The organism is Volucribacter amazonae, from assembly GCF_029783845.1.
GTDB lineage: Bacteria > Pseudomonadota > Gammaproteobacteria > Enterobacterales > Pasteurellaceae > Volucribacter > Volucribacter amazonae.
Window position 1 is genome coordinate 1,652,684 of record NZ_LWID01000001.1, and the last position, 22,645, is coordinate 1,675,328.

Annotated in this window: 23 protein-coding genes; 14 read left to right on the forward strand and 9 right to left on the reverse strand. The window is 41.0% G+C overall.

Going from position 1 to position 22,645, the window contains the following annotated elements; all coding sequences use genetic code 11:
* Together A6A20_RS07925 and A6A20_RS07930 are read right to left on the reverse strand one after the other, a co-directional pair.
* A complete protein-coding gene (locus tag A6A20_RS07925; RefSeq protein ID WP_279572919.1) occupies window positions 1-1,839 on the reverse strand; it encodes an ABC transporter ATP-binding protein in 1,839 nt (612 codons plus the stop codon).
* Between the two features lie 204 nt (window positions 1,840-2,043).
* The gene (locus tag A6A20_RS07930; protein ID WP_279572920.1) at window positions 2,044-2,736 is read right to left on the reverse strand and encodes a pirin family protein; all 693 of its coding nucleotides are present in this window, start codon (window positions 2,734-2,736) and stop codon (window positions 2,044-2,046) included.
* A gap of 113 nt (window positions 2,737-2,849) precedes the next feature.
* Here A6A20_RS07930 and A6A20_RS07935 point away from each other — a divergent pair, with 113 nt between their 5' ends.
* The 4 genes from A6A20_RS07935 to A6A20_RS07950 all read left to right on the forward strand — a co-directional run bounded on the left by A6A20_RS07935 (window position 2,850) and on the right by A6A20_RS07950 (window position 5,705).
* Window positions 2,850-3,200, forward strand: coding sequence for a LysR family transcriptional regulator (locus A6A20_RS07935; protein ID WP_279572921.1), 351 nt, complete (start codon window positions 2,850-2,852; stop codon window positions 3,198-3,200).
* A 45-nt stretch (window positions 3,201-3,245) separates the two neighbouring features.
* A complete protein-coding gene (locus tag A6A20_RS07940) occupies window positions 3,246-3,728 on the forward strand; it encodes a LysR substrate-binding domain-containing protein (protein ID WP_279573770.1) in 483 nt (160 codons plus the stop codon).
* A 141-nt stretch (window positions 3,729-3,869) separates the two neighbouring features.
* A complete protein-coding gene (locus tag A6A20_RS07945) occupies window positions 3,870-5,015 on the forward strand; it encodes an MFS transporter (protein WP_279572922.1) in 1,146 nt (381 codons plus the stop codon).
* A gap of 306 nt (window positions 5,016-5,321) precedes the next feature.
* The gene (locus A6A20_RS07950) at window positions 5,322-5,705 is read left to right on the forward strand and encodes a VOC family protein (RefSeq protein WP_279572923.1); all 384 of its coding nucleotides are present in this window, start codon (window positions 5,322-5,324) and stop codon (window positions 5,703-5,705) included.
* Window positions 5,706-5,819: 114 nt separating this feature from the next.
* Here A6A20_RS07950 and A6A20_RS07955 read toward each other — a convergent pair whose 3' ends face one another.
* Window positions 5,820-7,055 (reverse strand): NADH:flavin oxidoreductase/NADH oxidase family protein, encoded by a 1,236-nt coding sequence (locus tag A6A20_RS07955; RefSeq protein WP_279572924.1) that lies wholly within the window; start codon window positions 7,053-7,055, stop codon window positions 5,820-5,822.
* A gap of 95 nt (window positions 7,056-7,150) precedes the next feature.
* Here A6A20_RS07955 and A6A20_RS07960 point away from each other — a divergent pair, with 95 nt between their 5' ends.
* A complete protein-coding gene (locus A6A20_RS07960) occupies window positions 7,151-7,570 on the forward strand; it encodes a winged helix-turn-helix transcriptional regulator (RefSeq protein WP_279572925.1) in 420 nt (139 codons plus the stop codon).
* Between the two features lie 29 nt (window positions 7,571-7,599).
* On the opposite strand, the gene A6A20_RS07965 is transcribed toward A6A20_RS07960, so the two are convergent.
* Complete coding sequence (locus tag A6A20_RS07965) at window positions 7,600-8,217, reverse strand: cation efflux transmembrane domain-containing protein (RefSeq protein WP_279572926.1); 618 nt, start codon at window positions 8,215-8,217, stop codon at window positions 7,600-7,602.
* A gap of 80 nt (window positions 8,218-8,297) precedes the next feature.
* Between A6A20_RS07965 and A6A20_RS07970 the strand changes: the two genes are divergently transcribed.
* On the forward strand, window positions 8,298-8,684 hold the full coding sequence (locus A6A20_RS07970) for a MerR family DNA-binding protein (RefSeq protein ID WP_279572927.1): 387 nt from the start codon (window positions 8,298-8,300) through the stop codon (window positions 8,682-8,684).
* 59 nt (window positions 8,685-8,743) lie between these two features.
* Here A6A20_RS07970 and A6A20_RS07975 read toward each other — a convergent pair whose 3' ends face one another.
* From A6A20_RS07975 to A6A20_RS07990, 4 genes are all read right to left on the reverse strand, one after another.
* Window positions 8,744-9,535 (reverse strand): ABC transporter permease, encoded by a 792-nt coding sequence (locus tag A6A20_RS07975; RefSeq protein ID WP_279572928.1) that lies wholly within the window; start codon window positions 9,533-9,535, stop codon window positions 8,744-8,746.
* Window positions 9,536-9,550: 15 nt separating this feature from the next.
* Window positions 9,551-10,231: an ABC transporter ATP-binding protein gene (locus A6A20_RS07980; RefSeq protein ID WP_279572929.1), complete on the reverse strand. Its 681-nt coding sequence runs from the start codon at window positions 10,229-10,231 to the stop codon at window positions 9,551-9,553.
* A 171-nt stretch (window positions 10,232-10,402) separates the two neighbouring features.
* A complete protein-coding gene (locus tag A6A20_RS07985; RefSeq protein WP_279572930.1) occupies window positions 10,403-10,858 on the reverse strand; it encodes a MarR family winged helix-turn-helix transcriptional regulator in 456 nt (151 codons plus the stop codon).
* Between the two features lie 9 nt (window positions 10,859-10,867).
* On the reverse strand, window positions 10,868-12,277 hold the full coding sequence (locus tag A6A20_RS07990; RefSeq protein ID WP_279572931.1) for a DHA2 family efflux MFS transporter permease subunit: 1,410 nt from the start codon (window positions 12,275-12,277) through the stop codon (window positions 10,868-10,870).
* Between the two features lie 392 nt (window positions 12,278-12,669).
* Between A6A20_RS07990 and A6A20_RS07995 the strand changes: the two genes are divergently transcribed.
* From A6A20_RS07995 to murQ, 8 genes are all read left to right on the forward strand, one after another.
* Window positions 12,670-13,113 carry a rhodanese-like domain-containing protein gene (locus A6A20_RS07995; RefSeq protein ID WP_279572932.1) on the forward strand — a complete coding sequence of 148 codons (444 nt, stop codon included), beginning with the start codon at window positions 12,670-12,672 and terminating at the stop codon, window positions 13,111-13,113.
* Between the two features lie 38 nt (window positions 13,114-13,151).
* The gene (gene secB / locus A6A20_RS08000; RefSeq protein WP_279572933.1) at window positions 13,152-13,658 is read left to right on the forward strand and encodes a protein-export chaperone SecB; all 507 of its coding nucleotides are present in this window, start codon (window positions 13,152-13,154) and stop codon (window positions 13,656-13,658) included.
* Between the two features lie 60 nt (window positions 13,659-13,718).
* Window positions 13,719-14,735, forward strand: coding sequence for an NAD(P)H-dependent glycerol-3-phosphate dehydrogenase (gene gpsA, locus A6A20_RS08005; RefSeq protein WP_279572934.1), 1,017 nt, complete (start codon window positions 13,719-13,721; stop codon window positions 14,733-14,735).
* A gap of 4 nt (window positions 14,736-14,739) precedes the next feature.
* Window positions 14,740-15,549, forward strand: a complete 810-nt coding sequence (gene cysE, locus A6A20_RS08010) for a serine O-acetyltransferase (RefSeq protein ID WP_279572935.1) — start codon at window positions 14,740-14,742, stop codon at window positions 15,547-15,549.
* 16 nt (window positions 15,550-15,565) lie between these two features.
* Entirely contained in the window at window positions 15,566-16,441 is an 876-nt protein-coding gene (gene hslO / locus A6A20_RS08015) for an Hsp33 family molecular chaperone HslO (protein ID WP_279572936.1), read from the forward strand.
* Between the two features lie 13 nt (window positions 16,442-16,454).
* Window positions 16,455-17,837, forward strand: a complete 1,383-nt coding sequence (glmU, locus tag A6A20_RS08020; RefSeq protein WP_279572937.1) for a bifunctional UDP-N-acetylglucosamine diphosphorylase/glucosamine-1-phosphate N-acetyltransferase GlmU — start codon at window positions 16,455-16,457, stop codon at window positions 17,835-17,837.
* 117 nt (window positions 17,838-17,954) lie between these two features.
* Window positions 17,955-19,055, forward strand: a complete 1,101-nt coding sequence (locus tag A6A20_RS08025) for an anhydro-N-acetylmuramic acid kinase (RefSeq protein ID WP_279572938.1) — start codon at window positions 17,955-17,957, stop codon at window positions 19,053-19,055.
* On the forward strand, window positions 19,055-19,987 hold the full coding sequence (gene murQ, locus A6A20_RS08030) for an N-acetylmuramic acid 6-phosphate etherase (RefSeq protein WP_279572939.1): 933 nt from the start codon (window positions 19,055-19,057) through the stop codon (window positions 19,985-19,987). Before A6A20_RS08025 ends, murQ begins: the two co-directional genes overlap by 1 nt.
* Here the strand turns inward: murQ and A6A20_RS08035 are convergent.
* On the reverse strand, window positions 19,978-22,446 hold the full coding sequence (locus tag A6A20_RS08035) for a class I adenylate cyclase (RefSeq protein ID WP_279572940.1): 2,469 nt from the start codon (window positions 22,444-22,446) through the stop codon (window positions 19,978-19,980). The two genes, murQ and A6A20_RS08035, sit on opposite strands and share 10 nt — an antisense overlap.
* Window positions 22,447-22,645 lie beyond the last annotated feature (199 nt).

Consider the following 22,645-nt stretch of genomic DNA (forward strand, 5'->3'; position numbering starts at 1 on the left):
CTAATCCTCACTAAGAAAACCGCCACTTTGATGAGCCCAAAGTTTGGCATACAAGCCATTTTTCGCCAATAATTCATTATGCGTACCTTGCTCAACAATTTGCCCTTTATCTAACACGATCAAACGATCCATTGAAGCAATGGTAGAAAGACGGTGGGCAATCGCAATCACCGTTTTATTTTCCATCATCTTATCTAAACTTTGCTGAATAGCGATTTCCACTTCAGAATCTAAGGCACTGGTGGCTTCATCAAGCAATAAAATCGGTGCATCTTTTAATAATACCCGAGCAATGGCAATGCGTTGTCGCTGTCCGCCTGATAATTTTACCCCACGCTCGCCCACTTGCGCATCATAGCCAGTTCGCCCCTGAGCATCAGTTAAAAGCGGAATAAAATCGGTAGCTTCCGCTTTGCTCGCCGCTAACATCATTTCTTCATCACTGGCTTGTGGACGACCATAAATAATATTTTCTCGCACAGAACGGTGTAATAACGAAGTATCCTGCGTTACCAAACCAATTTGGCTACGCAAACTTTCCTGCTTAACTTGAGTAATATCCTGCCCATCAATGGTAATTTGCCCTGCTTGTGCTTCATAAAAACGTAACAATAAATTGACGATAGTGGATTTACCTGCCCCAGAACGCCCAATTAAGCCCACTTTTTCCCCAGCCTTAATGGTTAAATTAAAGTCTTGCAACAAAGGTTTATGGGGATCATAAGCAAAACTCACATGGTTAAATTGAATTTCCCCCTGATTGACCTTTAGTTCTGCTGCATTGGTTTTATCCACAATGGTATGAGGTTTAGACAGGGTATTCATACCGTCATTTACTGTACCAATATTCTCAAATAAACGAGCGGATTCCCACATAACCCATTGCGATAAATTTGCCACTCTTAACGCCATAGCAATCGCGGTGGCAATCGCCCCCACATCAACGCTGTGTTGCTGCCATAACCAAATCCCCAATATTGAGGTGGTTAAAATTAACATTACATTTAACGCCCCCACCACCGTATCTAATGAAGTGGCTAAACGCATTTGTGCATGAACAGTAACCATAAATTCTTGCATTGAACGCTTGGCATAGCTCGCCTCTCGCTCGCCATGGGAAAACAGTTTTACGGTGGTAATATTGGCATAAGCATCAGTAATCCGCCCCGTCATCAAGGAGCGTGCGTCCGCTTGTCGCTCGGCGGTTTTGGCTAAACGAGGAATAAATAAACGTAAAATTACCACAAATCCTGCTAACCATAGAATAAAAGGCAAGACCAGCCAACCGTCTAAATTGACCAATACAATGCCAGAAGTAACAAAATAAACCACCACATAGGTCATCATATCCGCAATGGTTAGCACCGTATCCCGCACCGCCAACGCCGTCTGCATTACCTTAGCAGAAACCCGCCCCGCAAATTCATCTTGGTAAAAACTCAAACTTTGTCCAAGCATTAAACGATGAAAATTCCAACGCAACCGCATAGGGAAAACCCCTTGCAGGGTTTGTAAACGGATTAACGATGCCACAAAACGCCAAGCAATACTTAGCAACAACAGCGCCAGCATTGCCATTAAGGCATATTTTTTCTCCACCCATAAAGTTTGCGGACTAAATTCCGTTAGCCAGTTCACGACTGTCCCCATAAATTGGAACAGTAATGCCTCCATAATGCCAATGCCGACAGTCATTAACGTCAACAACAAAATCCAGCCTTTCATACCTTGTAAGCTAGACCAAATAAACCCAAATAGTTTTTTCTCTGGCGTACTTGCTTGTTGATCGGGATAAGCATTAAGACGATTTTCAAACCAAGAGAAAATTTTATTAAACATATTGAAACCTATTGAAATTCATTGCAATAAGAAAGGTAGCCAGTGGAAATTTGGCTACCTGAAAACTGTCGTTATTATAGGCGAAAATAAGGGAATATTCAAAAATAATCCCTTGTGGTTTGTTTGGTGTTTTATGAAGCTACCTACAAATGTAACAGTTTTTAATAGCCTACTTTGGGCTAAAGTTAGCGATAATTTTATATTTTAGAGCAAATCAAACAACAAAAACTCACAGTCGCTCAATGGCGTGAGCGCTAAATGACTTTGTTGGCGAATAGCTAGCCCATCGCCTGCGTTTAATCGCAATTCGGTGTGGTGTAGTTCGCCTTTGATCATTTGCAACCAATAACGCCGTTTGGCATTGAGTTCAAGACGGACAGGGGCGTGGTTAGCTGGGTATTGATAACGCCATAACTGCATATCTTGATACACTTGTAAAGCCTGTCCTTGTGGCTGGGGCGATAAAATCAGCGTACCGCCCACTTGGTCGGCAAATTGCCCTTGTTCGTAGCGTGGCGTGATGTTTTTTTGTTGCGGTAAAATCCAAATTTGGTAGAGATGCAAGGGTTCGTTATCGCTTGGGTTAAATTCGGCATGATAAATCCCTGTTCCTGCGGACATGATTTGAAATTCCCCTGCTTGCACTTGGGTTTGATTGCCCATGCTGTCTTGATGCGCCACGCGCCCTTGTCGCACATAGGTTAAAATTTCCATATTTTGGTGTGGGTGCAGCGGAAAGCCACTCTTAGGCGCAATCATATCTTCATTGATGACGCGTAAATGGGAAAAATGCAGATATTTTGGATCGTAATAATTGGCAAAGGAAAAGCTATGGTGGCTTGTCAACCAAGCGGTTTCACTTTTGCCACGTTCATGGGCTTTGCGTAATGAGGACATGGTTTTCTCCAATCATTTTTATTTTTAAGTAAACGGATTATAATAGGCGATTATTCTCTTGATAATACCTGAAAAATCGCTTTCAGTTTTAAGTTAAACTTAAAGATAATCTTATGGAACACCTCAAAGCACTGTTACTGTTTCATCAGGTGTTGCAACAAGGCAGTATGAGTGCGGTTGCCAAGCAACAAGGTATTAGCCCCTCTGCGGTCAGCCAGCAACTCACCCAATTGGAGCAACATTACGGCGTTAAACTGCTCAACCGCAGTACGCGCAGTCTTAGTCCCACGCCAGCGGGCAAGGCATTATTGCAACAAACCGCCCAAATCCAACTTTTGCTTGAGCATACCGAGCAGCAGCTGCGCGCGTTGACAACGGAAATCAGTGGCGAGGTTTGCATTAGCTTGCCGTCAGGGTTTGTCAATAGCCCGCCCATTGAGCAGTTAATCAAACAAATCAAGTGACAACTGCCCCATATTCAGCTCCATTTGTTGCCAGAAGACTAGCACATAGACTTAAGCCAACAGCCAGTTGATATTGCCATTCGCGCCAGCACCCCTTTAAAGGATAGCCATTTGATTGCGCGTTATCTTGCCAGTTGGCAATTAGTGCTTTGTGCCAGCCCCCATTATTTGCAACAACACCCCATCAACAATCTGCAAGAACTTGCCCAGCACGATTGGATTGTGAGCAAAGACAGCGTTTGGCAAACGCTTTTTCAGCATACCGCCCTCAGCGATATTCCTTGCCATCGCGTCCTTCATTGCCCCTTACTGCTTGCCTGCCGTACCCTCGCCCTTGCGGGGCAGGGCATTACGCTCCAGCTTGCGGGGGAGATTGCCCCTTATTTGCAAAGCGGTGAATTGGTTGCCGTTCTCCCCGAGATTTCATTACCACGTTACAATCTTTACGCGGTAACCCGTCAACGCCAATTACCTGCCAAAGTATCCGCCGTACTGGGTTTATTGAAAGATTGTTTTCAAGAAGCGTAAAAGTGCGGTCGGTTTGGCAAACATTTTCAGGCTGCCTGAAATTTTTATTGACTTGTGAAAGTGCGGTGGGTTTTCAGAAAATTGATTTCTCTTTGCTTAATCAAACCATATAATAAAATTTTTCTATTTTTAGGAGGCGATATGAAAAATAATGTTACCTTTTTCGCCTTATTATTGGGACAAGGTTTGCTCGGTTCAGTGGTCTCGCTGTTAACCTTAACCTTGCCCTTGCTTGGAAAACAGCTTGCCCCTGTGGCGTGGCTGATGAGTTTGCCACTGGCTGCCAGTGTGTTAGGGGCAATGGCAATGGTGGGCTATGCCAGTAAGGTGATGGCGAAATATGGGCGGCGACGTGGTTTTCTGTTCAGCAGTGGCTTGGGCTTGGTGGCGAGTTTATTGGCGATATTAGCGGTATATGGGCGGTATTTTTGGCTGTTGGTGTTGGCGGCGTTTGTGTTTGGTTTGGCGACGGTGTTTAATCAATATTATCGTTTTGCTGTGGCGGAAATTTTTGCTGACCCCATCAAAACGCGGCGTTGTACCGCTTTCTTGATTGGTAGTGGGATTATTGGTGGGGTCATCGGCCCTTTGCTGGCGGCGAAAGGGCAAGATTTAATCATGGGGTATCCGTTTTTAGGGGCATTTATGATTAGCCTCTGTTTATTTCTTGCAGCGGGGCTTGTCCATCTTGCCATTGTATTGCCCCATGAACAAAAAATGGTGGCAATCCATCGCCGTCCTCCTTTATCGGCGATGCCTCAATCGGTGTTATTGGCAACATTCAGCTGTGCCATTGGTTTTGCGTTAATGACCTTGATGATGAACGCCACGCCGTTGGTGATGCATCAGCATCATTATGATGTGCAACAAAGTGCAAGGGTTTTACAATGGCATTTTATTGCCATGTATGCCCCTGCGTTAGCCTTGCCGTTTCTGTTAGAAAAAATCAAAATCACCACGCTTATTCAACTGGGGGCAATTTGTTTTTTATTGGGTTCATTGGCTATTTATGGGCTGCCTGAATATGGGGGCTATCTGGTGTGCTTAATTGCGGTGGGTATGGGCTGGAGTTTAATGTTTAGCGGCGGGACGTTATTGCTCAATGCTTACCCTGATAATCCGCAACAATGGCAAGGGGTGAACGCCACTGCCACTTATTTGGCAAATACATTAGCGGCGTTGTTGGCAGGCGGTTTATTATATTGGTCAGCAGGCTGGCTGGTGATTCATTTGCTGAATGTGGCGGTTATAATTGGGTTTTTGGTTTATAGTCGTTTCAATTTGTGAAGACAAGGCGGCACGCCGAAGACAGTACAGATAGTACGGCGAGGCGTGCCAACACCGTCATTTTAAAGTGGAACGACTATATTTGGGAACACAAAAAAACCTTAAGCCTTAATCCTCATCTGCCTACTTATTCTTTTATATCCACCAAAAGTGCGGTGGGTTTGGGGAAAGTTTTTAGGCGACTTTTATATAGGCTTTCTTCATAATGGGTTGTTTATGGGGTGTTTTTGGTGTAAAAAGTATTCAATCAGCAGGATTAAATTAACTTCGCTTTTTCCTATATAACTTAAAATGAAGAGGTGTATTATGTTTAAACCAAATAGCATTATTTTATATGTTGATAACGTTGAAATTAGCACAGAATTTTATAAAAGCCTTTTGGGTGAAGAACCTATTGAGACTTATCCTGGTTTTTCTGTTTTTTCATTGAAAGACGGCTTTATTTTAGGACTTCAAACAAAACACGATATTGAACCTAAACCACAATTAGCATTTGGTGGTTTTGAGTTATGTTTGAGTGATATATCAAAAGAAGAAGTAAATAATATTTATCGTGATTTCCAAGCCAAAAATATACCCATGGCATTACTCCCAACAGAGCTTGAGTTCGGTTATACATTTGTTGCATTAGATCCTGATGGTCATCGTATTCGTTTATGTGCAACCGATACAACTGGAATTGAGAAATGATAAACTTCATTATTTAAATACTCACTTTGCAATGTTAAAAAACGCCAAGAAACAAAGTGCGGTCAGTTTTTTAAAAATTTTCAGGCTGCGTAAAGGCAGCCTGAACACGCAAGATTAGCGCGTTGCTAACCATTGTTGATAGCGTTTTTTCTTTTTCTCTTGTCGCCATTTGCTTAGGATTAACGTCCAAATGGGATTGAGTTTGCTGCCAGCACTTTTGCCAGTGGCAAGGCGTAATAGCTGGCGTTGAACAATCATCATGATGGCGGTGCTGCGTAACATTTTATCTTGCCAATGAATCTCAATCCGCTCCCCATCAATGGCGTTGCCTTGTTGCCATTGTTGCGGAAGATTGGGGTTGAGCGCCAAAGCGGTTGCCATACCCACCAATGCCATACCCGCCGCCAGCACTTGTTCTGCCACTGCTTGACGGCGGATACCGCCTGTGGTCATCAAGGGCATTTGGGCGGTTTTTTGTATGTCTTTGGCAAATTCAAGAAAATAGGCTTCGCGCGCTAAGGTATGCTCATCTTGGCTTTTTTCGCCGAGCAAACTTGGGCTTTCATAATTACCGCCAGATAATTCCACAAAATCAATGGCTTTATGATTTAAGGCGGCAATCACTTGTTGCGCATCTTGTTGGCTAAAACCGCCCCGTTGGAAATCGGCGGAATTGAGCTTAATTGCCACGATAAATTGTGGCGACACCACCGCGCGCACCGCGTCCACCACTTCCAGCAAAAAGCGCGCACGATTGGCAAGGCTTCCGCCCCATTTATCTTCACGCTGATTGGCAAGGGGCGATAAAAATTGACTGATTAAATAACCATGCGCGGCATGAATTTGCACGCCGTCAAAGCCAGCTTGCTCGGCACGTTTCGCCGTTTCGGCAAAGCGTTGAATGGTTTGTTGAATTTCCTGCTCGTTCATGGCTTGCGGTTGCACAAATTGCTTGCTGTATTTGCCCAAATTCACGCCAATGGCAGAGGGGGCATAAGTGTGTTTCCCCAGCCCAGCCATGGCTTGGCGTCCGGGGTGATTGATTTGCATAATGATTTTTCCGCCCTGCTGTTGGGCGGTTTTCGCCCATTGTTCAAAGGGGGCAAGCGGGGTATCCGCCATTAACACCACGTCGCCTGCGGTGCTAACGCCATTATCGTCCACCATCACATTCCCCGTAATCATCAAGCCCACGCCGCCTTGTGCAAAGCGTTGATATAAATGGAAGATTTTTTCATCAGGTAATTGTCCTGCTCCAGCCATATTTTCCGCCATCGCGGATTTGACGAGACGGTTTGGCAACACCACGCCATTGGGTAAGGTAACAGGTTGAAATAAAGGATTGGTCATTTTTTTCTCCGAGTAACTATCAAAATGATAGTAACAATGCTACAATAAAGGCATCTCTTTAGTCAATATCTTTTTAGTAGTAACTAGGTAACCCTATGAAAACACAAACTTGTCCCATTGCTGCCAGTGCCGAATTGCTTGGCAATCATTGGAATTTATTGATTTTACGCGAAGCCTTTAACGGCGTAACCCGTTTTGACGGCTTTCGCAAAGCACTTGGCATCGCCCCCACCATGCTAACCAAACGGCTCAACCAACTGACCGAACAAGGCATCTTGCACAAACAGCGATACAGCGAACACCCACCACGTGAAGAATACCTACTCACCACCGCAGGGGAAGATTTATTGCCGATTTTATTGTTATTAAGACAATGGGCAAGCCAACACCTTGCCATTGAACCGCCTTTCGCCTTACACCACAAAGCCAGCAACCAGCCCCTACAATTACAAGTGATGGATAGGGCTAGCCAGCAAATTATCCAATGGCAAGATATTATTAAAGTTGAGGAATAGGGAAAAGTGCGGTGGGTTTTGCAAAAATTTCAATCCCCTGTTTCATTTTCCTTTTGCAATTCCTGCGTTGCTTGACCAATAATGCGAATACCTGCTTGCAACGCTAACCATGCCATTACGCCAGCCACCAATAAATCAGGTAAATTGGATTGGCTGTAATATACTGCCATTGAGGCAAATACCACCAAAATGTTACCAATGGCATCATTGCGAGAGCATAACCAAACGCTGGTCATATTGCTATCGCCCTGCCGATAACGATACAACAATAACGCACTGATAACATTTGCTAATAATGCCAATCCCCCAATCAGCGACATTTCAAAGTGGTTAGGTACATCGCCCCAAACTAAGCGATAAACCGAAGTCAGCAAAATAAATATGGCTAATATCAGTAAACTATACCCTTTCAATAAAGAAGCTTTGGCTCGTAGCGATAATGCACGATTTAATACCCATAAACTTAGCCCATAATTAAACGCATCGCCGAAAAAATCCAATGCGTCCGCCAATAATGCGGTTGAACCAGAGAGTAAACCACCTAATATTTCCACTAGAAACATGACAAAATTAATCGCTAACACCGCCCATAATACCTTAGCGTAGGTAGGGCTAGGGGTAACACAAGATGGTTGACAACAGGACATTTTTACCTCCTAAATTTACTGATTTATCAACAAAATTAGGATAAACTCTGGAGCAACTCTAAGGTCAAGTGATTTTAACCATGAAAATACAACAACTTAGTCAACAAACCAACATACCGCTTGATACCATTCGTTATTACGAAAAAATGGGGTTAATCCCCTCTGCGCCAAGAGATGCCAATGGTTATCGCAACTTTAGTCCGCAAGCGGTTGAACAATTAATGTTTATTAAACATTGTCGCACGTTGGGTTTTAGCCTAACTGACATTCGTCAATTACAACAGTTATGCCAAACCCCTACCGCCCAATGCCATAATGCCGATCAATTATTAGCACAACATTTACAACAAATTGAACAGAAAATCGCACAACTACAACAAATCCACGCTCAATTAAGCCGTTTGAACCGCTGTCAAAGTGAGAAAGTGGCTGATTGTAAAGTGTTGCAGGGATTACAGCAGGGGTAAGTGCGGTCTGTTTTTGAAAAATTTTTTAAAACAGACCGCACTTTGAGCGTGTTTTTTGATTAATGCTGTTTCTGGATTAAACGTTGATATAAAAAACAGCTTTGTTTATCAAAAAAGCGTTTAAAGGTAAACCATACTGCGAGCATACTGCCTAAAGCGGCAGCGGCACATAAAAAGAACATAACGATAATTTGGTAACGTACGGCTTGTTCTGGATCACCGCCTGCAAGGATTTGCCCTGTCATCATACCCGGTAGGCTGACAATACCGACAACTGTCATACTGTTGATTGTCGGCAACATTCCGGCACTAATTGATTGACGAGCAAGATGGCGAAAGGCTTCCCAAGGGGTTGCCCCTAAGGATAAATACATTTCAATTTGACTGCGTTGATCGGCTAAGGCTTGTGTAATGCGATTAAACGTGAGTGCGACAGCATTGAGCGTATTGCCCAAAATCATACCCAAAATAGGGATAACAAATTGAGGTGAATGCCAAGGTTGAATGCGTAATACAAGATACAAACCAATGCAGGCAACTAGCCAAGAGGTTAGCCAAACGGCAAATAAGGCATCGTAACGCAAGCCTTGATAATGATAAGCACTTCTTCCGCCAGCGGAAAAACCTGCCACTAAGGTCATAATAAGCACAATGACGATAATCCACTGAGGGTCATCGGTAGCAAAAATATACTTTAAAATCATACCGATAGCACTAAGCTGAATCACTGTGCGTAGTGCGGCGATAACAATTTGTTTGGTTAATCCAAGGCGTAATAGAGTTGAAATAACAATACTGATAAAAACCAAAATAGAGGCAATAGCTAAATCCCAAGCACTGATATTATGCATAATTTTTCCTTATGATTACTCAAAGCTAAGTTCACCAGCTTGCATTTTCCACTGCTGACTGGCGATGCGTTGTAATTGTTCTGGACTATGTGAAATCCAAATATAGGCTCGTTGAGGGTTATTTTGTAACCAATGGCGAATAAGCTGTTCCACTTGTTGGGTAGATTCAGGATCTAACGCTGAGGTGGGTTCATCTAACAATAAAACCTGCGGAGCGAGTTGCAATATCCGCATTAGACAAACTAATTGGCGTTCGCCACCAGAGAGGTTTTCACTATCTTTGCGTAAAAAATCTTCTTTGCGTTCAATATGTTGCAACATTTGTCGCCATTGCTGTGGATCAGCTTGTTGTTGAGAATGTGCGGCTAATTGGTAGGGCAAACGTAAATTGTCTTCTACCGTACCATTGACCAAATTAGCTTGCTGTTGAACATAAGCGACTTGGGTACGATATTGTTGTACCGCTTTGCCACTAAGTTTTGAAATGGGTTGTCCTTGCCAATAAATTTCACCACTGGAAGGACAATTTAGTAACGCAAGAGTACGCAATAAAACACTTTTGCCACTGCCTGATAAACCATGCAAACCAATGCGATCTCCTTGTTGGAGATGAAGATTTGTAGACTGTAATAAAATGTGTCCATCGCTGGCTTGATAGCTTAGGTTTTGGGTAAAAAGTAAGCTGGTATTGTGCATAATGTTTCCATAATGATTAAGAGTGTTGCTATTATACGGCAATTTTTGCAAATTTCGGTTTATTGAGGCATTTTCTCCATTGGACGAAATTTGTTGATGAAGTCGGTGGGCTAAAAAATAATCCCAAAACCCACCGCACTTTATTCAACTGCGTTTTCATTTCCTTGTGCTTCAATCACTTGGTTCGCTATTCTGTTGTTGAATATACTCAAGGAAATATTGATTTAATAAACGCATATTGGCAATGGTTTGTTCGGTTTTTTCTGTTCCTAAACGGGCAAAGGCTTGGTGTTGCATTTGGCTGAAATCTTCGCTTAGTGCCTGAATTTTATCTTTCCCTTGTGCTGTTAATGACATTTGTTTTTCGCGTTTATCCTCAAGGCTATCTTGTAACACAATGTCCCCTTGTTGCTGTAATTGCCTGCATAGCGTTGAGACCGTTTGTTTGGGTAATGCCCATTGTTCGCAGATTTGTTTTTGGGTGCAAGACTGATAACGATATAGGGCATCAAGAATGGCAAATTGATTGTAATTGATGCCTTTTTGTTTTGCCCATTGCATAAAAATCTGTTCGCCTTGGGCAATTAATTGCCCAAGTCTATCAATTTCTCGATCAAGTGCGTGCATTTTCTTTCCTTATTTATTTGTGAGATGAGGCTCTACTTTCGTGGCAAAATACGCTACGAATAGGGCTAAAACCAGACCGCAAGCTATCGCCGTTTTGATGCCGATAAGTTGGGCGATGGCTGGCGAGGTTGAGACTTGATGCTCTACTACCGCACTGATTTCCACAAAAATCGCTGCCCCTAATGCCCCTGCAATGGGGTTAAGGGTGGAAATCAGGGCTGTACCATGCGGATAAAGCGATTTCGGTAGGCTATTTAAGCCGTGGGTTTCCCCTGTAATCGCGCAACTAATGGATAAAGCAAACAAGGCAAAACAAGCGGCAATGATGATGGGGTTGCTGTGTGTATCCATATACACCAACAATAAGATTAACCCTGTGAGCATAAATAGGGCGGCGGGCAACATGACATAACGTCCGCCTTTTTTATCCAATATCACACCGAGTAATGGCGAGGCAAGCGCTTGTAAGACACTGGCTGGGAATAGCACCAAACCTGACGCCGTTGCGCTCAATAATAAAACTTGTTGGCTATACATTGGCATTAATAATTCCAATCCCATAAAAATAAAATAAGCCAGAAATAAAATCATAATAATGTAGCGGAATTGGCGATACGTTAATACGCGAAGATTTAACATAGGCGTGGCTAATTTGCCTTGACGATAAACAAAGTAAGCAATACACAACAGAGAAATCAGCAAAATGGTAGCAAAACGCAATAAAGAAAAATGGGCATAATTGCTAATGGCATAAATCATACCACCCACGCCCAATATGGAAAAAAAGCTGGATAATAAATCAATTTTCGGGCGATTAATTTCCACCACATCAATATTAAAATATTTGCTCACTGCCATAAAGGCAAACCCCAATAAGGGCAACGGCGCAAGGAAAAGGTAACGCCAACCAAGATGATCCACAATAAAGCCTGATAAAGTAGGGCCAATGGCAGGGGCAACGGTAAACATCATCGTCACTAAGCCCATGACTGTGCCACGTTTGCCGGGGGGATAAATGGTGAAAATGGTATTAATTAACAGCGGAACGGTAAACGCCGCTGAAACGGCTTGCACAATCCGCCCAACTAATAACCAAGCAAAGGAGGGAGCGAAACCGCAAATTAACGAACCGCTAGCAAAAATCGCTAAGGTAATCAACGCCATTTTTTTACTTGGCAACCATTGAATCAAGCTGGCAGTGAGCGGCGTAAACGCCCCCATCACCAATAAAAATCCTGTTACCAACCATTGCACTAAAGTTCTCTCCACCGAAAATTCCTGCATTAACGGCGTAAGGGCAACGTTAAGTAGCGTATCGTTTAAATAACCGAGAAAAGCCCCGATAAACAATGAACCAATAATCCATTTACTGGGAAAATTGGGATTATCTGAATAATAATGAATGTCTTTTGTGTGCATAAAATAGTCCTAAATATTACTAATTTGCTTATTTTAGTCATTTTTAGGACTAATTGCAAGGGGCGAATGTTATTGCTGGTAAATATATTAAACGATTTGAACTTGAAGTTAATCTTGAATTATAGCTCTCTTTCTTAATTTCGTAATGTTGTAACACTCTAGTCTTAACCTTTTGTTTTATAAGGATTAAGGGTGTTTTTCTTTTTGAAAAGATGTTATTTTTTCCAAGTTTACATTGTTTTTTTGTCCTATTTTTTATTTTTTCATCTGAATATATTTAAAGTTACTATTATTTATGACCTTTCATAGGGTTTCCTCAAAATATAACATTGCTCAACAACATAACTAAAGCTATACTTAGCACTTTAATTACATGACCCTTTGAGAAAAATATGGAAAATTTAGAATTTATCCCAATGGCTATTGAATTTGCCAAGAATCATACCTTAATGGTTGTTGCTTGGTTTGTGGTGTTTTTTATGGTGATTTACACCTTTTTTACTTCTGCCACTGCTAAATTTAAGATGATTTCAAATACAGAAATGACGATGTTAATCAATAAAGAAAATGCAACTGTCGTTGATTTACGCACAATTGATGAATTTAAACGTGGTCATATTATTCATAGCTTACAACTCACACCAAGTGATATTAAAAAACACAATATCGGTAAAATTGAACAGCACAAAGATGTTCCTGTAGTTTTAGTTGATACCAGTGGTTTTACCGCGACTGCTTCTGCTAAAGAATTGATTAAGCAAGGATTTAATCGTGTTTATGTCCTCAAAGAGGGGATTACAGGGTGGCGTGGTGCAAATTTACCACTTGAAAAATAATCAATTTATCCTGTCTAAATTAACTTAAGGAGTAAAAAATGACAGAAGAAAATCAAAATGTAGCTGCGGAAACTGAACAAGCTCAGCCTGTATTGCAAATTCAGCGTATTTATGTGAAAGATGTTTCTTTTGAAGCCCCGAATTTACCACAAATCTTTCAACAAGAATGGAAACCACATCTTAAATTTGATTTAAGTACTGAGACCAATACATTGAGCGAAGATTTATACGAGGTTTGTTTAAATATTTCCCTTGAAACTACATTGGAAGATTCTCAAGATGTGGCATTTATTTGTGAAGTAAAACAAGCGGGCGTATTTACTATTAGCGGATTGGATCAAATGCAAATGGCACATTGTTTAACCGCAAAATGTCCTGAAATGTTGTTCCCTTATGCTCGAGAGTTAGTTTCTAGCTTGGTGAATCGTGGTACTTTCCCAGCACTTAATCTCTCGCCAGTAAATTTTGATGCACTTTTTGTGGATTATTTACAACGCCAAGAACAAGCTCAAGCAAATCAAGAACATAATAACGAAGTACATTAATCCTTAATCCCTAGTCCGTTTTTATCAAAAAACGGACTACCTTTCTTCAAGAGGTGAATGATGTCAAACACTTATCTCACCACGTCTCCCATTACAGTTTTAGGTGCGGGTTCTTATGGAACAGCATTGGCAATTACTTTTTCGCGTAATGGTTACCCTACTTATTTATGGGGGCATGATCCTGAACATTGTCATCAACTTGCGAAACAACGTGAGAATAGCCAATTTTTACCCCATATTAAATTCCCTAACGCATTACACATTGAAGCGAATTTAGCTAAAGCAATCCAACTTTCTCGTGATTTATTGATAGTTGTGCCTAGCCACGTTTTTGGTGATGTTATTCAAAAAATTAAACCGCACTTAACTGCACAGCATCGTATTGTCTGGGCAACCAAGGGGTTGGAGTCTAATACAGGGCGATTATTGCAAGATGTTGTGCTTGAGCATTTGGGCGATCAATATCCCCTTGCGGTACTTTCAGGCCCTACCTTTGCTAAAGAATTAGCTGAAGGATTGCCTACGGCAATTACTTTAGCCTCCAATAATCAACAATTTGCCTTAGCATTTCAAGCCAGAATTCATTGCAGTAAACATTTTCGTGTTTACCTTAATCATGATATGGTCGGTGTGCAATTAGGGGGGGCGATCAAAAATGTGATTGCCATTGGGGCAGGTATGTCTGACGGTATCGGTTTTGGGGCAAATGCAAGAACCGCTTTAATTACACGAGGTATTGCCGAGATTAGCCGTTTGGGATTATCCCTCGGAGCAAATGCCAATACTTTTATGGGAATGTCTGGGTTAGGCGATTTAGTCTTGACTTGTACTGATAATCAATCCCGTAATCGCCGTTTTGGCTTAATGTTGGGACAAGGACTATCAGCACAAACCGCCATGGAAAATATTGGGCAAGTAGTAGAAGGTTATCATAATACCAAAGAGGCTTATTTGTTAGCTCAGCAACAAGGGGTTGAAATGCCCATCACTGAACAAATATACCAAGTATTATTTTGTGGTAAAAATGCAAAAGAGGCGGCAATTAGTCTATTAGGACGAGAGAAAAAGGGAGAGTAAGTGAATGAAATCTGTACAACGAGAGACAGTTTGGCAAAATATTCACCAAGAAGCGAAAATATTGGCTGAAAATGAACCTATGTTAGCCAGTTTTTTTCATGCGACTATTTTAAAGCATCAATGTTTAGGTGGTGCATTAAGCTATATTCTTGCTAATAAACTTTCCAATGCCATTATGCCTGCGATTGCGTTAAAAGAGATTATTGAAGAAGCCTATTTAGCTGAGCCTAATATTATTGAGAGTGCAGCTCACGATATTAATGCAGTGCGTTCACGAGATCCCGCAGTTGAACTTTGGTCCACGCCTTTGCTTTACTTAAAAGGCTTTCATGCTTTACAAAGCTATCGTGTTACCCATTATTTATGGAAACAAGGGCGTAAAGCCCTTGCCCTTTATTTACAAAATGAAATTTCCGTGGCATTTGATGTGGATATTCACCCCGCGGCACAAATTGGGCATGGGATTATGTTTGATCATGCCACTGGCATTGTGGTTGGCGAAACTTCAGTGATTGAAAATGATGTGTCTATTTTACAAGGCGTTACTCTCGGCGGTACAGGCAAAGAATGTGGCGATCGCCACCCTAAAATCCGTGAAGGGGTAATGATTGGTGCTGGGGCAAAAATCTTGGGAAACATTGAAGTAGGACGCTATGCCAAAATTGGGGCAAATTCTGTGGTGCTACAAGCTGTGCCAGAATCTGCTACGGCGGCAGGTGTGCCTGCTCGCATTATTAGCCACAATCAAGCTGAAAAACCTGCTTTTGAAATGAATCAATACTTTATTGAAACCGATGAAGCATTAAATATTTAGTATTTTAGGAAAAATAATGAAAGAACAACAATATCAACAAGATAACGACAAATTATACCGATACCTATTTAAAGATCGTGCGGTACGAGGCGAGTGGGTACGATTAAATCAAACCTTTACCGATACCCTAAATACCCACCATTATCCAAAGCCTGTACAGCATTTATTAGGCGAGATGATGGTCGCTACCAGTTTATTAACTGCTACCTTAAAATTTAAAGGTGCAATTACTGTACAAATTCAGGGGGAAGGTCCACTAAAACTTGCAGTAGTTAATGGTTCAGATCAACAGCAATTACGAGCCTTGGCAAGAGTAGATGGCGAAATCACGAATGATATGACATTAGCTGAAATGGTGGGGAAAGCGGTATTGGTTATTTCAATTATTCCTACAGAGGGCGAGCGTTATCAAGGCATTATTAGTCTAGATAAACCAACATTAACTGAATGTATTGAGGATTATTTTGTCCGTTCTGAACAATTACAAACCCAATTAATTATTTATTCAGGTGAAATGGAAAATAAACCTGTGGTAGCAGGAATGTTGTTACAAATTATGCCTGATGGCTCTGGGCATGAACAAGATTTTGAGCATTTGGCTACCTTAACGGCAACAGTTAAACCAGAAGAGCTTTTTGCCTTATCTGCCGAACAATTATTGTATCGCTTGTACCATGAAGAAACCGTTGAAATTTTTTCGCCACAACCCCTGACCTTTCATTGTGGCTGTTCTCAACAGCGTTCTGGTGCAGCCTTATTATTACTGCCAGAACAAGAAATTGAGGAAATTCTAGCAGAGCATCAAGGTACTATTGATATGCAATGCGAATGTTGTGGCACACATTATTTTTTCAATAAAGCCACCATTGATCAGCTCAAAACAACAAATTAAGTTAGGAATAGCAATGAAAAATACACAATCAAATAAACCGCTTAGTGTTGTCATCTTAGCAGCAGGTAAAGGCACAAGAATGTATTCCGATCTGCCTAAGGTATTACATAAGATAGCGGGTAAAGCTATGGTTCAGCATGTCATTGATACAGCCAAAAAACTTCATGCGCAAAATATTCATCTGATTTATGGGCATGGTGGCGAGTTAATGCAAACACATTTACAAGACCAACCTGTAAACTGGGTATATCAGGCAGAGCAATTAGGTACAGGGCATGCTATGCAACAAGCTGCGCCGTTTTTTCAAGATAATGAAAATATTTTAATGCTTTATGGCGATACGCCGTTGATTAGTCAACACACTCTCACTCAACTTATTGAGGCAAAACCAGAAAAAGGCATTGCTTTATTAACTGTTAATCTAGCCGATCCAACGGGCTATGGACGAATTTTGCGACACAATGGTAATGTTATCGGTATTGTTGAACAAAAAGATGCCAATGATGAGCAACGTCAAATCCAAGAGGTCAATACAGGCGTGATGGTATCTGACGGAGCTAGCTTCAAAAAATGGCTTGCCAAATTAGAAAACAACAATGCTCAAGGCGAATATTATATGACTGATGTTATCGCTTTAGCTTACCAAGAGGGTTGTCCAATCGTTACTGTACAAGCAGAAGATATTTTAGAAGTAGAAGGGGCGAATAATCGTTTACAGCTTGCTAAATTAGAACGCTATTACCAACGTAAACAAGCACAACATTTATTACTTGCAGGCGTGATGTTACAAGATCCTGAACGCTTTGATCTGCGTGGCGAGCTTAGCCATGGTAAAGATGTGGAGATTGATGTCAATGTTGTTCTTGAGGGCAAAGTGTGGTTAGGAAATCAAGTAAAAATCGGGGTAGGTTGTGTATTAAAAGATTGTGAGATCGCCGATGGGGTAGAAATAAAACCTTATTCAGTGATTGAGCAAGCGAAAATTGATCACCACGCGATTATTGGACCATTCTCACGTTTACGCCCGGGTAGCGAATTAGGGGCAGAAACTCACGTTGGCAATTTTGTGGAAATTAAAAAATCTTCTATTGCCCAAGGTTCAAAGGTTAATCATCTTGCTTACATTGGCGACAGTGAAATTGGGCGTCAATGTAATATTGGTGCAGGTGTGATTACTTGCAATTATGACGGTGCAAACAAATTCAAAACCATTATCGGCGATGATGTTTTTGTTGGCTCGGATAGTCAATTAATCGCGCCTGTGGAAGTAGAAAGCGGTGCAACTATTGGAGCAGGTTCAACGATAACCAAAGATATTCATCAAAATGAATTGGTTATTACGCGTGTACCACAACTCCATATTCAAAACTGGCAACGTCCACGCAAGAAAACTTAACCATTTAGGACAAAATATAGCTGTTCCACATTGAAATGATACAAGCCGTGCCAATGTTGTATTATTTTACAGTGGAACAGCTATATAATGCCCTCAAGCCTAAACAGGATTAAATTAATGCAACAATATTATATTGGCGTAATGTCTGGCACGAGCTTAGATGGTGTTGATCTTGCGTTAGTGGATTTTTCTCATCAACCTGCCTTGGTGGTTGCCACAAAATTTATGGCAATGCCTGAAAAAATAAAACAAAAACTGACCGCACTTATTACCGAACCTCAAATTACCTTATCCCAACTTGGTGAAGCTGATCATTTAGTAGGGCATTTATATGCCGATTGTATTAATCAATTTTTAGCCGAGCAACAACTTAGTGCGAATGATATTGTGGCATTAGGTTGTCATGGGCAAACCATTTGGCACGCACCGCAGGGCGATTATCCCTTTACCATGCAAATTGGCGATATGAATATTGTTGCCATTAACACAGGTATTCAAACGATTGGCGATTTTCGCCGTAAAGATATGGCATTAGGCGGACAAGGCGCGCCTTTAGTGCCAGCCTTTCATCAAGCCTATTTTGCCCGTCCTGATCGAGTGGTGGCGGTGTTAAATATTGGTGGCATTAGCAATGTGTCTTTATTGATACCTGAGCAAGCGGTGTTAGGCTATGATCTTGGTCCGGGAAATACCTTGCTCGATCAATGGATTGCTAAATATCAAGGCAAAAGCTACGACAAGGGGGGAGAATGGGCAAAGACAGGGCAAGTTTATCAGCCATTATTACAGGATTTATTAAGTGAGCCTTTTTTCCAACAACCGCCACCGAAAAGTACAGGACGAGAGCAATTTAATCTTATTTGGCTAGAAAAATTTTTGGCAAAACACACCGCACTTTTACCACAGGATATTCAAGCAACCCTTGTAGCTCTTACGGTACAAAGCATTGTGCAAGATTTGCAAAAAATTGAAACCACCTTGCCTTGTGAGTTATTAGTTTGTGGCGGTGGCGCTTATAATCCATTGCTAATGCAAGGCTTACAACAGGGATTAGCCCATTGGCAAGTGGCAACTACTGCCAGTTATGGCTTAGCAGAGGATTATGTAGAGGCGGTGGCTTTTGCTTGGTTGGCCTATCAACGAATACAGCAAAAAACCTCAAATCTTCCCTCGGTAACAGGGGCTAAAAGTGCGGTCAGTTTAGGAGTAATTTTTTAATGACACAACAACCATTATTACAGGATTTAACCCAACTTATTACCGAGCAACGCAATCCTGCCAGTATAGCTTTGGATCGTTTATCCAGCTTGCAAATCGTCAGCCTGATGAATCAACAAGATAAACTTGTGTCTATTGCCATTGAGCAATGTTTACCCCATATTGCACAAGCAGTCGATCATATTGTTGCCGCCTTTCAGCAAGGGGGACGGTTGATTTATCTTGGGGCTGGCACTAGCGGACGGTTAGGTGTGCTTGATGCCTCAGAATGTCCCCCTACCTTTGGTACAGACCCAAGCCAAGTAATAGGCATTATTGCAGGGGGAGAAACGGCTATACGTTGTGCCGTTGAGGGTGCTGAAGATAATCAAGCCCAAGCGGAACAGGATTTACAGACAATCGCTTTAAGCTCTAAAGATGTACTAGTGGGGATTGCGGCAAGTGGACGAACCCCTTATGTATTAGCAGGTTTGGCTTATGCAAAGCAATTAGGGGCAACCACCGTCGCTATTGTGAGTAATCCACAATCAGCAATGGCACAATATGCGGATATTTGCATTGAAACCTTAGTCGGAGCGGAAGTCCTTACAGGTTCTAGCCGTTTAAAATCAGGTACAGCCCAAAAAATGGTCTTGAATATGTTGACAACGGCAAGTATGGTGCAAATGGGAAAATGCTATCAAAATTTAATGGTGGATATGCAAGCCAGTAACGAAAAATTGCGAGCAAGGGCGTTACGGATAGTGATGCAAGCCACAGATTGTCATAGGGAACAGGCACAATGGGCGTTACAACAAACGGATTACCAATGTAAATTAGCCATTTTAATGTTATTAACTGGGCAAGATAAGGAAAACGCTCAACAATTATTACAGGCTCAGCAGGGAAAAATTAGCCAAGTTATGGCATATCTTGCTAGCGATCACTCGTGATTAGGTTGACTATGGAACGGCAAAATACGCGTTAATGTACCTTGATGTAGAATTTGATAAAATTGGGGATAATTAAAATTATGTTGCACAATATTATAGGGATTATCCTGCTTATCAATGCCTGACGAAGTATAAATATGATTGATTTGCTTAATTTTTGCTTCTTTCTTTCCCACACAATGACGGTAAATTTCTAAATGGTTAAGTTCATCAAGAATATAAACATTAAAAGTGCGATCAGGATTATCCTCAAAAAAGAATTGTAAAAAGCCCTCACTGGCAAAATTATCAATTTCATAAGGATACTTCTGATGTTTAGAAAGCCTATCCTCAGGGGCTTTTTCGCTGGAACAAGGCGGTTGCTCGTTAGGGTTATTTGATGTAATTTCTTTTAGATTAATACCTCGATCTGCAAAAAAGAGTTGCCAAGTTTTACCTGCCACACGCAAAATATTAAGGGGCTGTTCATTATTGCCATGCAAGCATTTTTTTAGCAAACTCAATACACATTGCCCCAATTCTTGATGATAATAACGGCTATAACAATACACATTAATTTGGGGTAAGGTGGCGTGTTTGTGAATTTTATTGGTTAGCACTTTTAATGCCGACAAAATGGCATTTGCTCCTTCAAAATGCAGGGTACGCACTTCATTCCATAAATTACGATAAATTAAATCAATACTGCCTACTAAACTTTGTTGTTCTGGTCCAAAACTAAATAAATCACTTTGCCGAATAGCTTGTTTGGAATTATACGCAGTCAGTTTTTTAGTGGGATCAGATACGAGATTTACTGCCACCATAAGGTTCTTTATCTCACAGGAATGATATAAATCTTCATTGCTGGCGGGAGGCACATTAACTGCAAAAGATAAGCGTAAATCAGTAACAAATTGACGTAAAACATCAAGGCTGACATTTTGGCTTGAAATATATAATTGCGTATTGGCGGTTAATAAGCCATTAAAATATGCCCAAGATACTAATTTATGCAGGTTTGGATTGTATTCCACATAACGCAGACGGGATAATTCTGTAATTTTAGGAGCTTGGTTGACGACATACCAGCCGTCTTTCATCACTTGGCTATTTCTTACTTCAATAAAGGTTAAATGGGCTTCCGATAAATCTTTAGAAATCTGTGGATTAAGCAAGGTTACCTTACCCGCAAGTTCTTCAAAGGCGGTATAGAGTTTACGGGTCAAGATACTAATATCTTGTGGCATAATGCTATCATCAACCTTATGCTTATGGGCAAAATTGACTAAGTTACGATAACTCAACATCAACACTTGTACCAATTCATTATAAATACGTTTGACCTGTTTAATTTTCCACGCATCACGTGCATTTAAAATATCGGTAGTCTCTTTTGACCATTGCCAAGAATGGATTAAAGACAATAAGGTCTCACTACGCCAATGAGGTTGGCGATCAAGTTGAGCATCAATATTGGCTTTAACATAAAAACATTGTCGAACAAAATTTAAACGCTTATAGTCTTGAATTTGACTCAAATATTGACTGACTTTTTCCAACATAGCCAAATAAGAATCAAAATGGTTCACTGCGGTATCGCCATTAAGCAAACGGCGTTTAAATTCTACCGCAATTAATTGAGTATTAGGATATTCCCAAGAATAGGCTTCCAATAATAAAATCTTAATGACCGCTTTATAGGGCGAATCAATCCCCTTGTAAAGTTGCCAAAGGGTTGCCCCTAAATATTCATTCGCTGATAATTTGCCTAAGCCACCAAAATCTACCCAGTCATCAAGATTAAGCTGTTGTTGTTGCACTAAACGCTGTACTTCGCTTTCATAATCCTGTTCCTTTTCTACGGCTAAATGCAACCATAACAAAGGCTTACCTGCTAATCTGATAGTAGAACGATAAAATTCATCTAATAATAAGATATGTTGTGCAGAGCCACTATTTTCGTCAGTCAACGCATCAGCATATTGAAAGGAACGAAAGCGCTGTTGATCCATTAAAAATAAATTCATATCAATAGCAAAGGTTTTTGCCCAGCTTTGCAACGCATTAAGTTTGGCTAACAACCTTTGTCGCTCAACCTCAGATAAACCTTCTTGATGACAAACCCAAATATCCAAATCAGATTCTGATGTTTGTGTAATTGAAGCGATACTTCCCATGACATAAACACCATTAATAGCAGGATTATAACAAGACTGCTTTAACAAGTTTTCTTGTTCATTTGGGGATAATTGATGGGATAGGTAATGCTGTTGATAATCCGATAACTGAAAGTGAGCAACCCCTGCTGGGCTATCCGCTAGATAACCCGGCAAATTAGGGTGATTTATATGTAATAATAACGGAAGTAACTGAAAAATATGCCGAAACTCGTTAGAAGCACCTAATAATGCTAACGCTGTTCTTTCTTTTTCTAATGTTGAAACATATTTTCTCGCTAGAGCCAGATCATATTGCAAAGGGCTATCCTAACCTAATTTTTTATTCCATCATAAACGATGATATATCAATCAATTTTTCTCGCTAAACACTATTGTCGTATAGTAATAACATTGAGCAGCGATGATGTTTAAAACTTTATCACTTTCGTCTAGTTAGGTAAAGAGAATCGGAGAGATTAAGGAATTTTTTATGGGCATATTAATATAAACGAAAAGA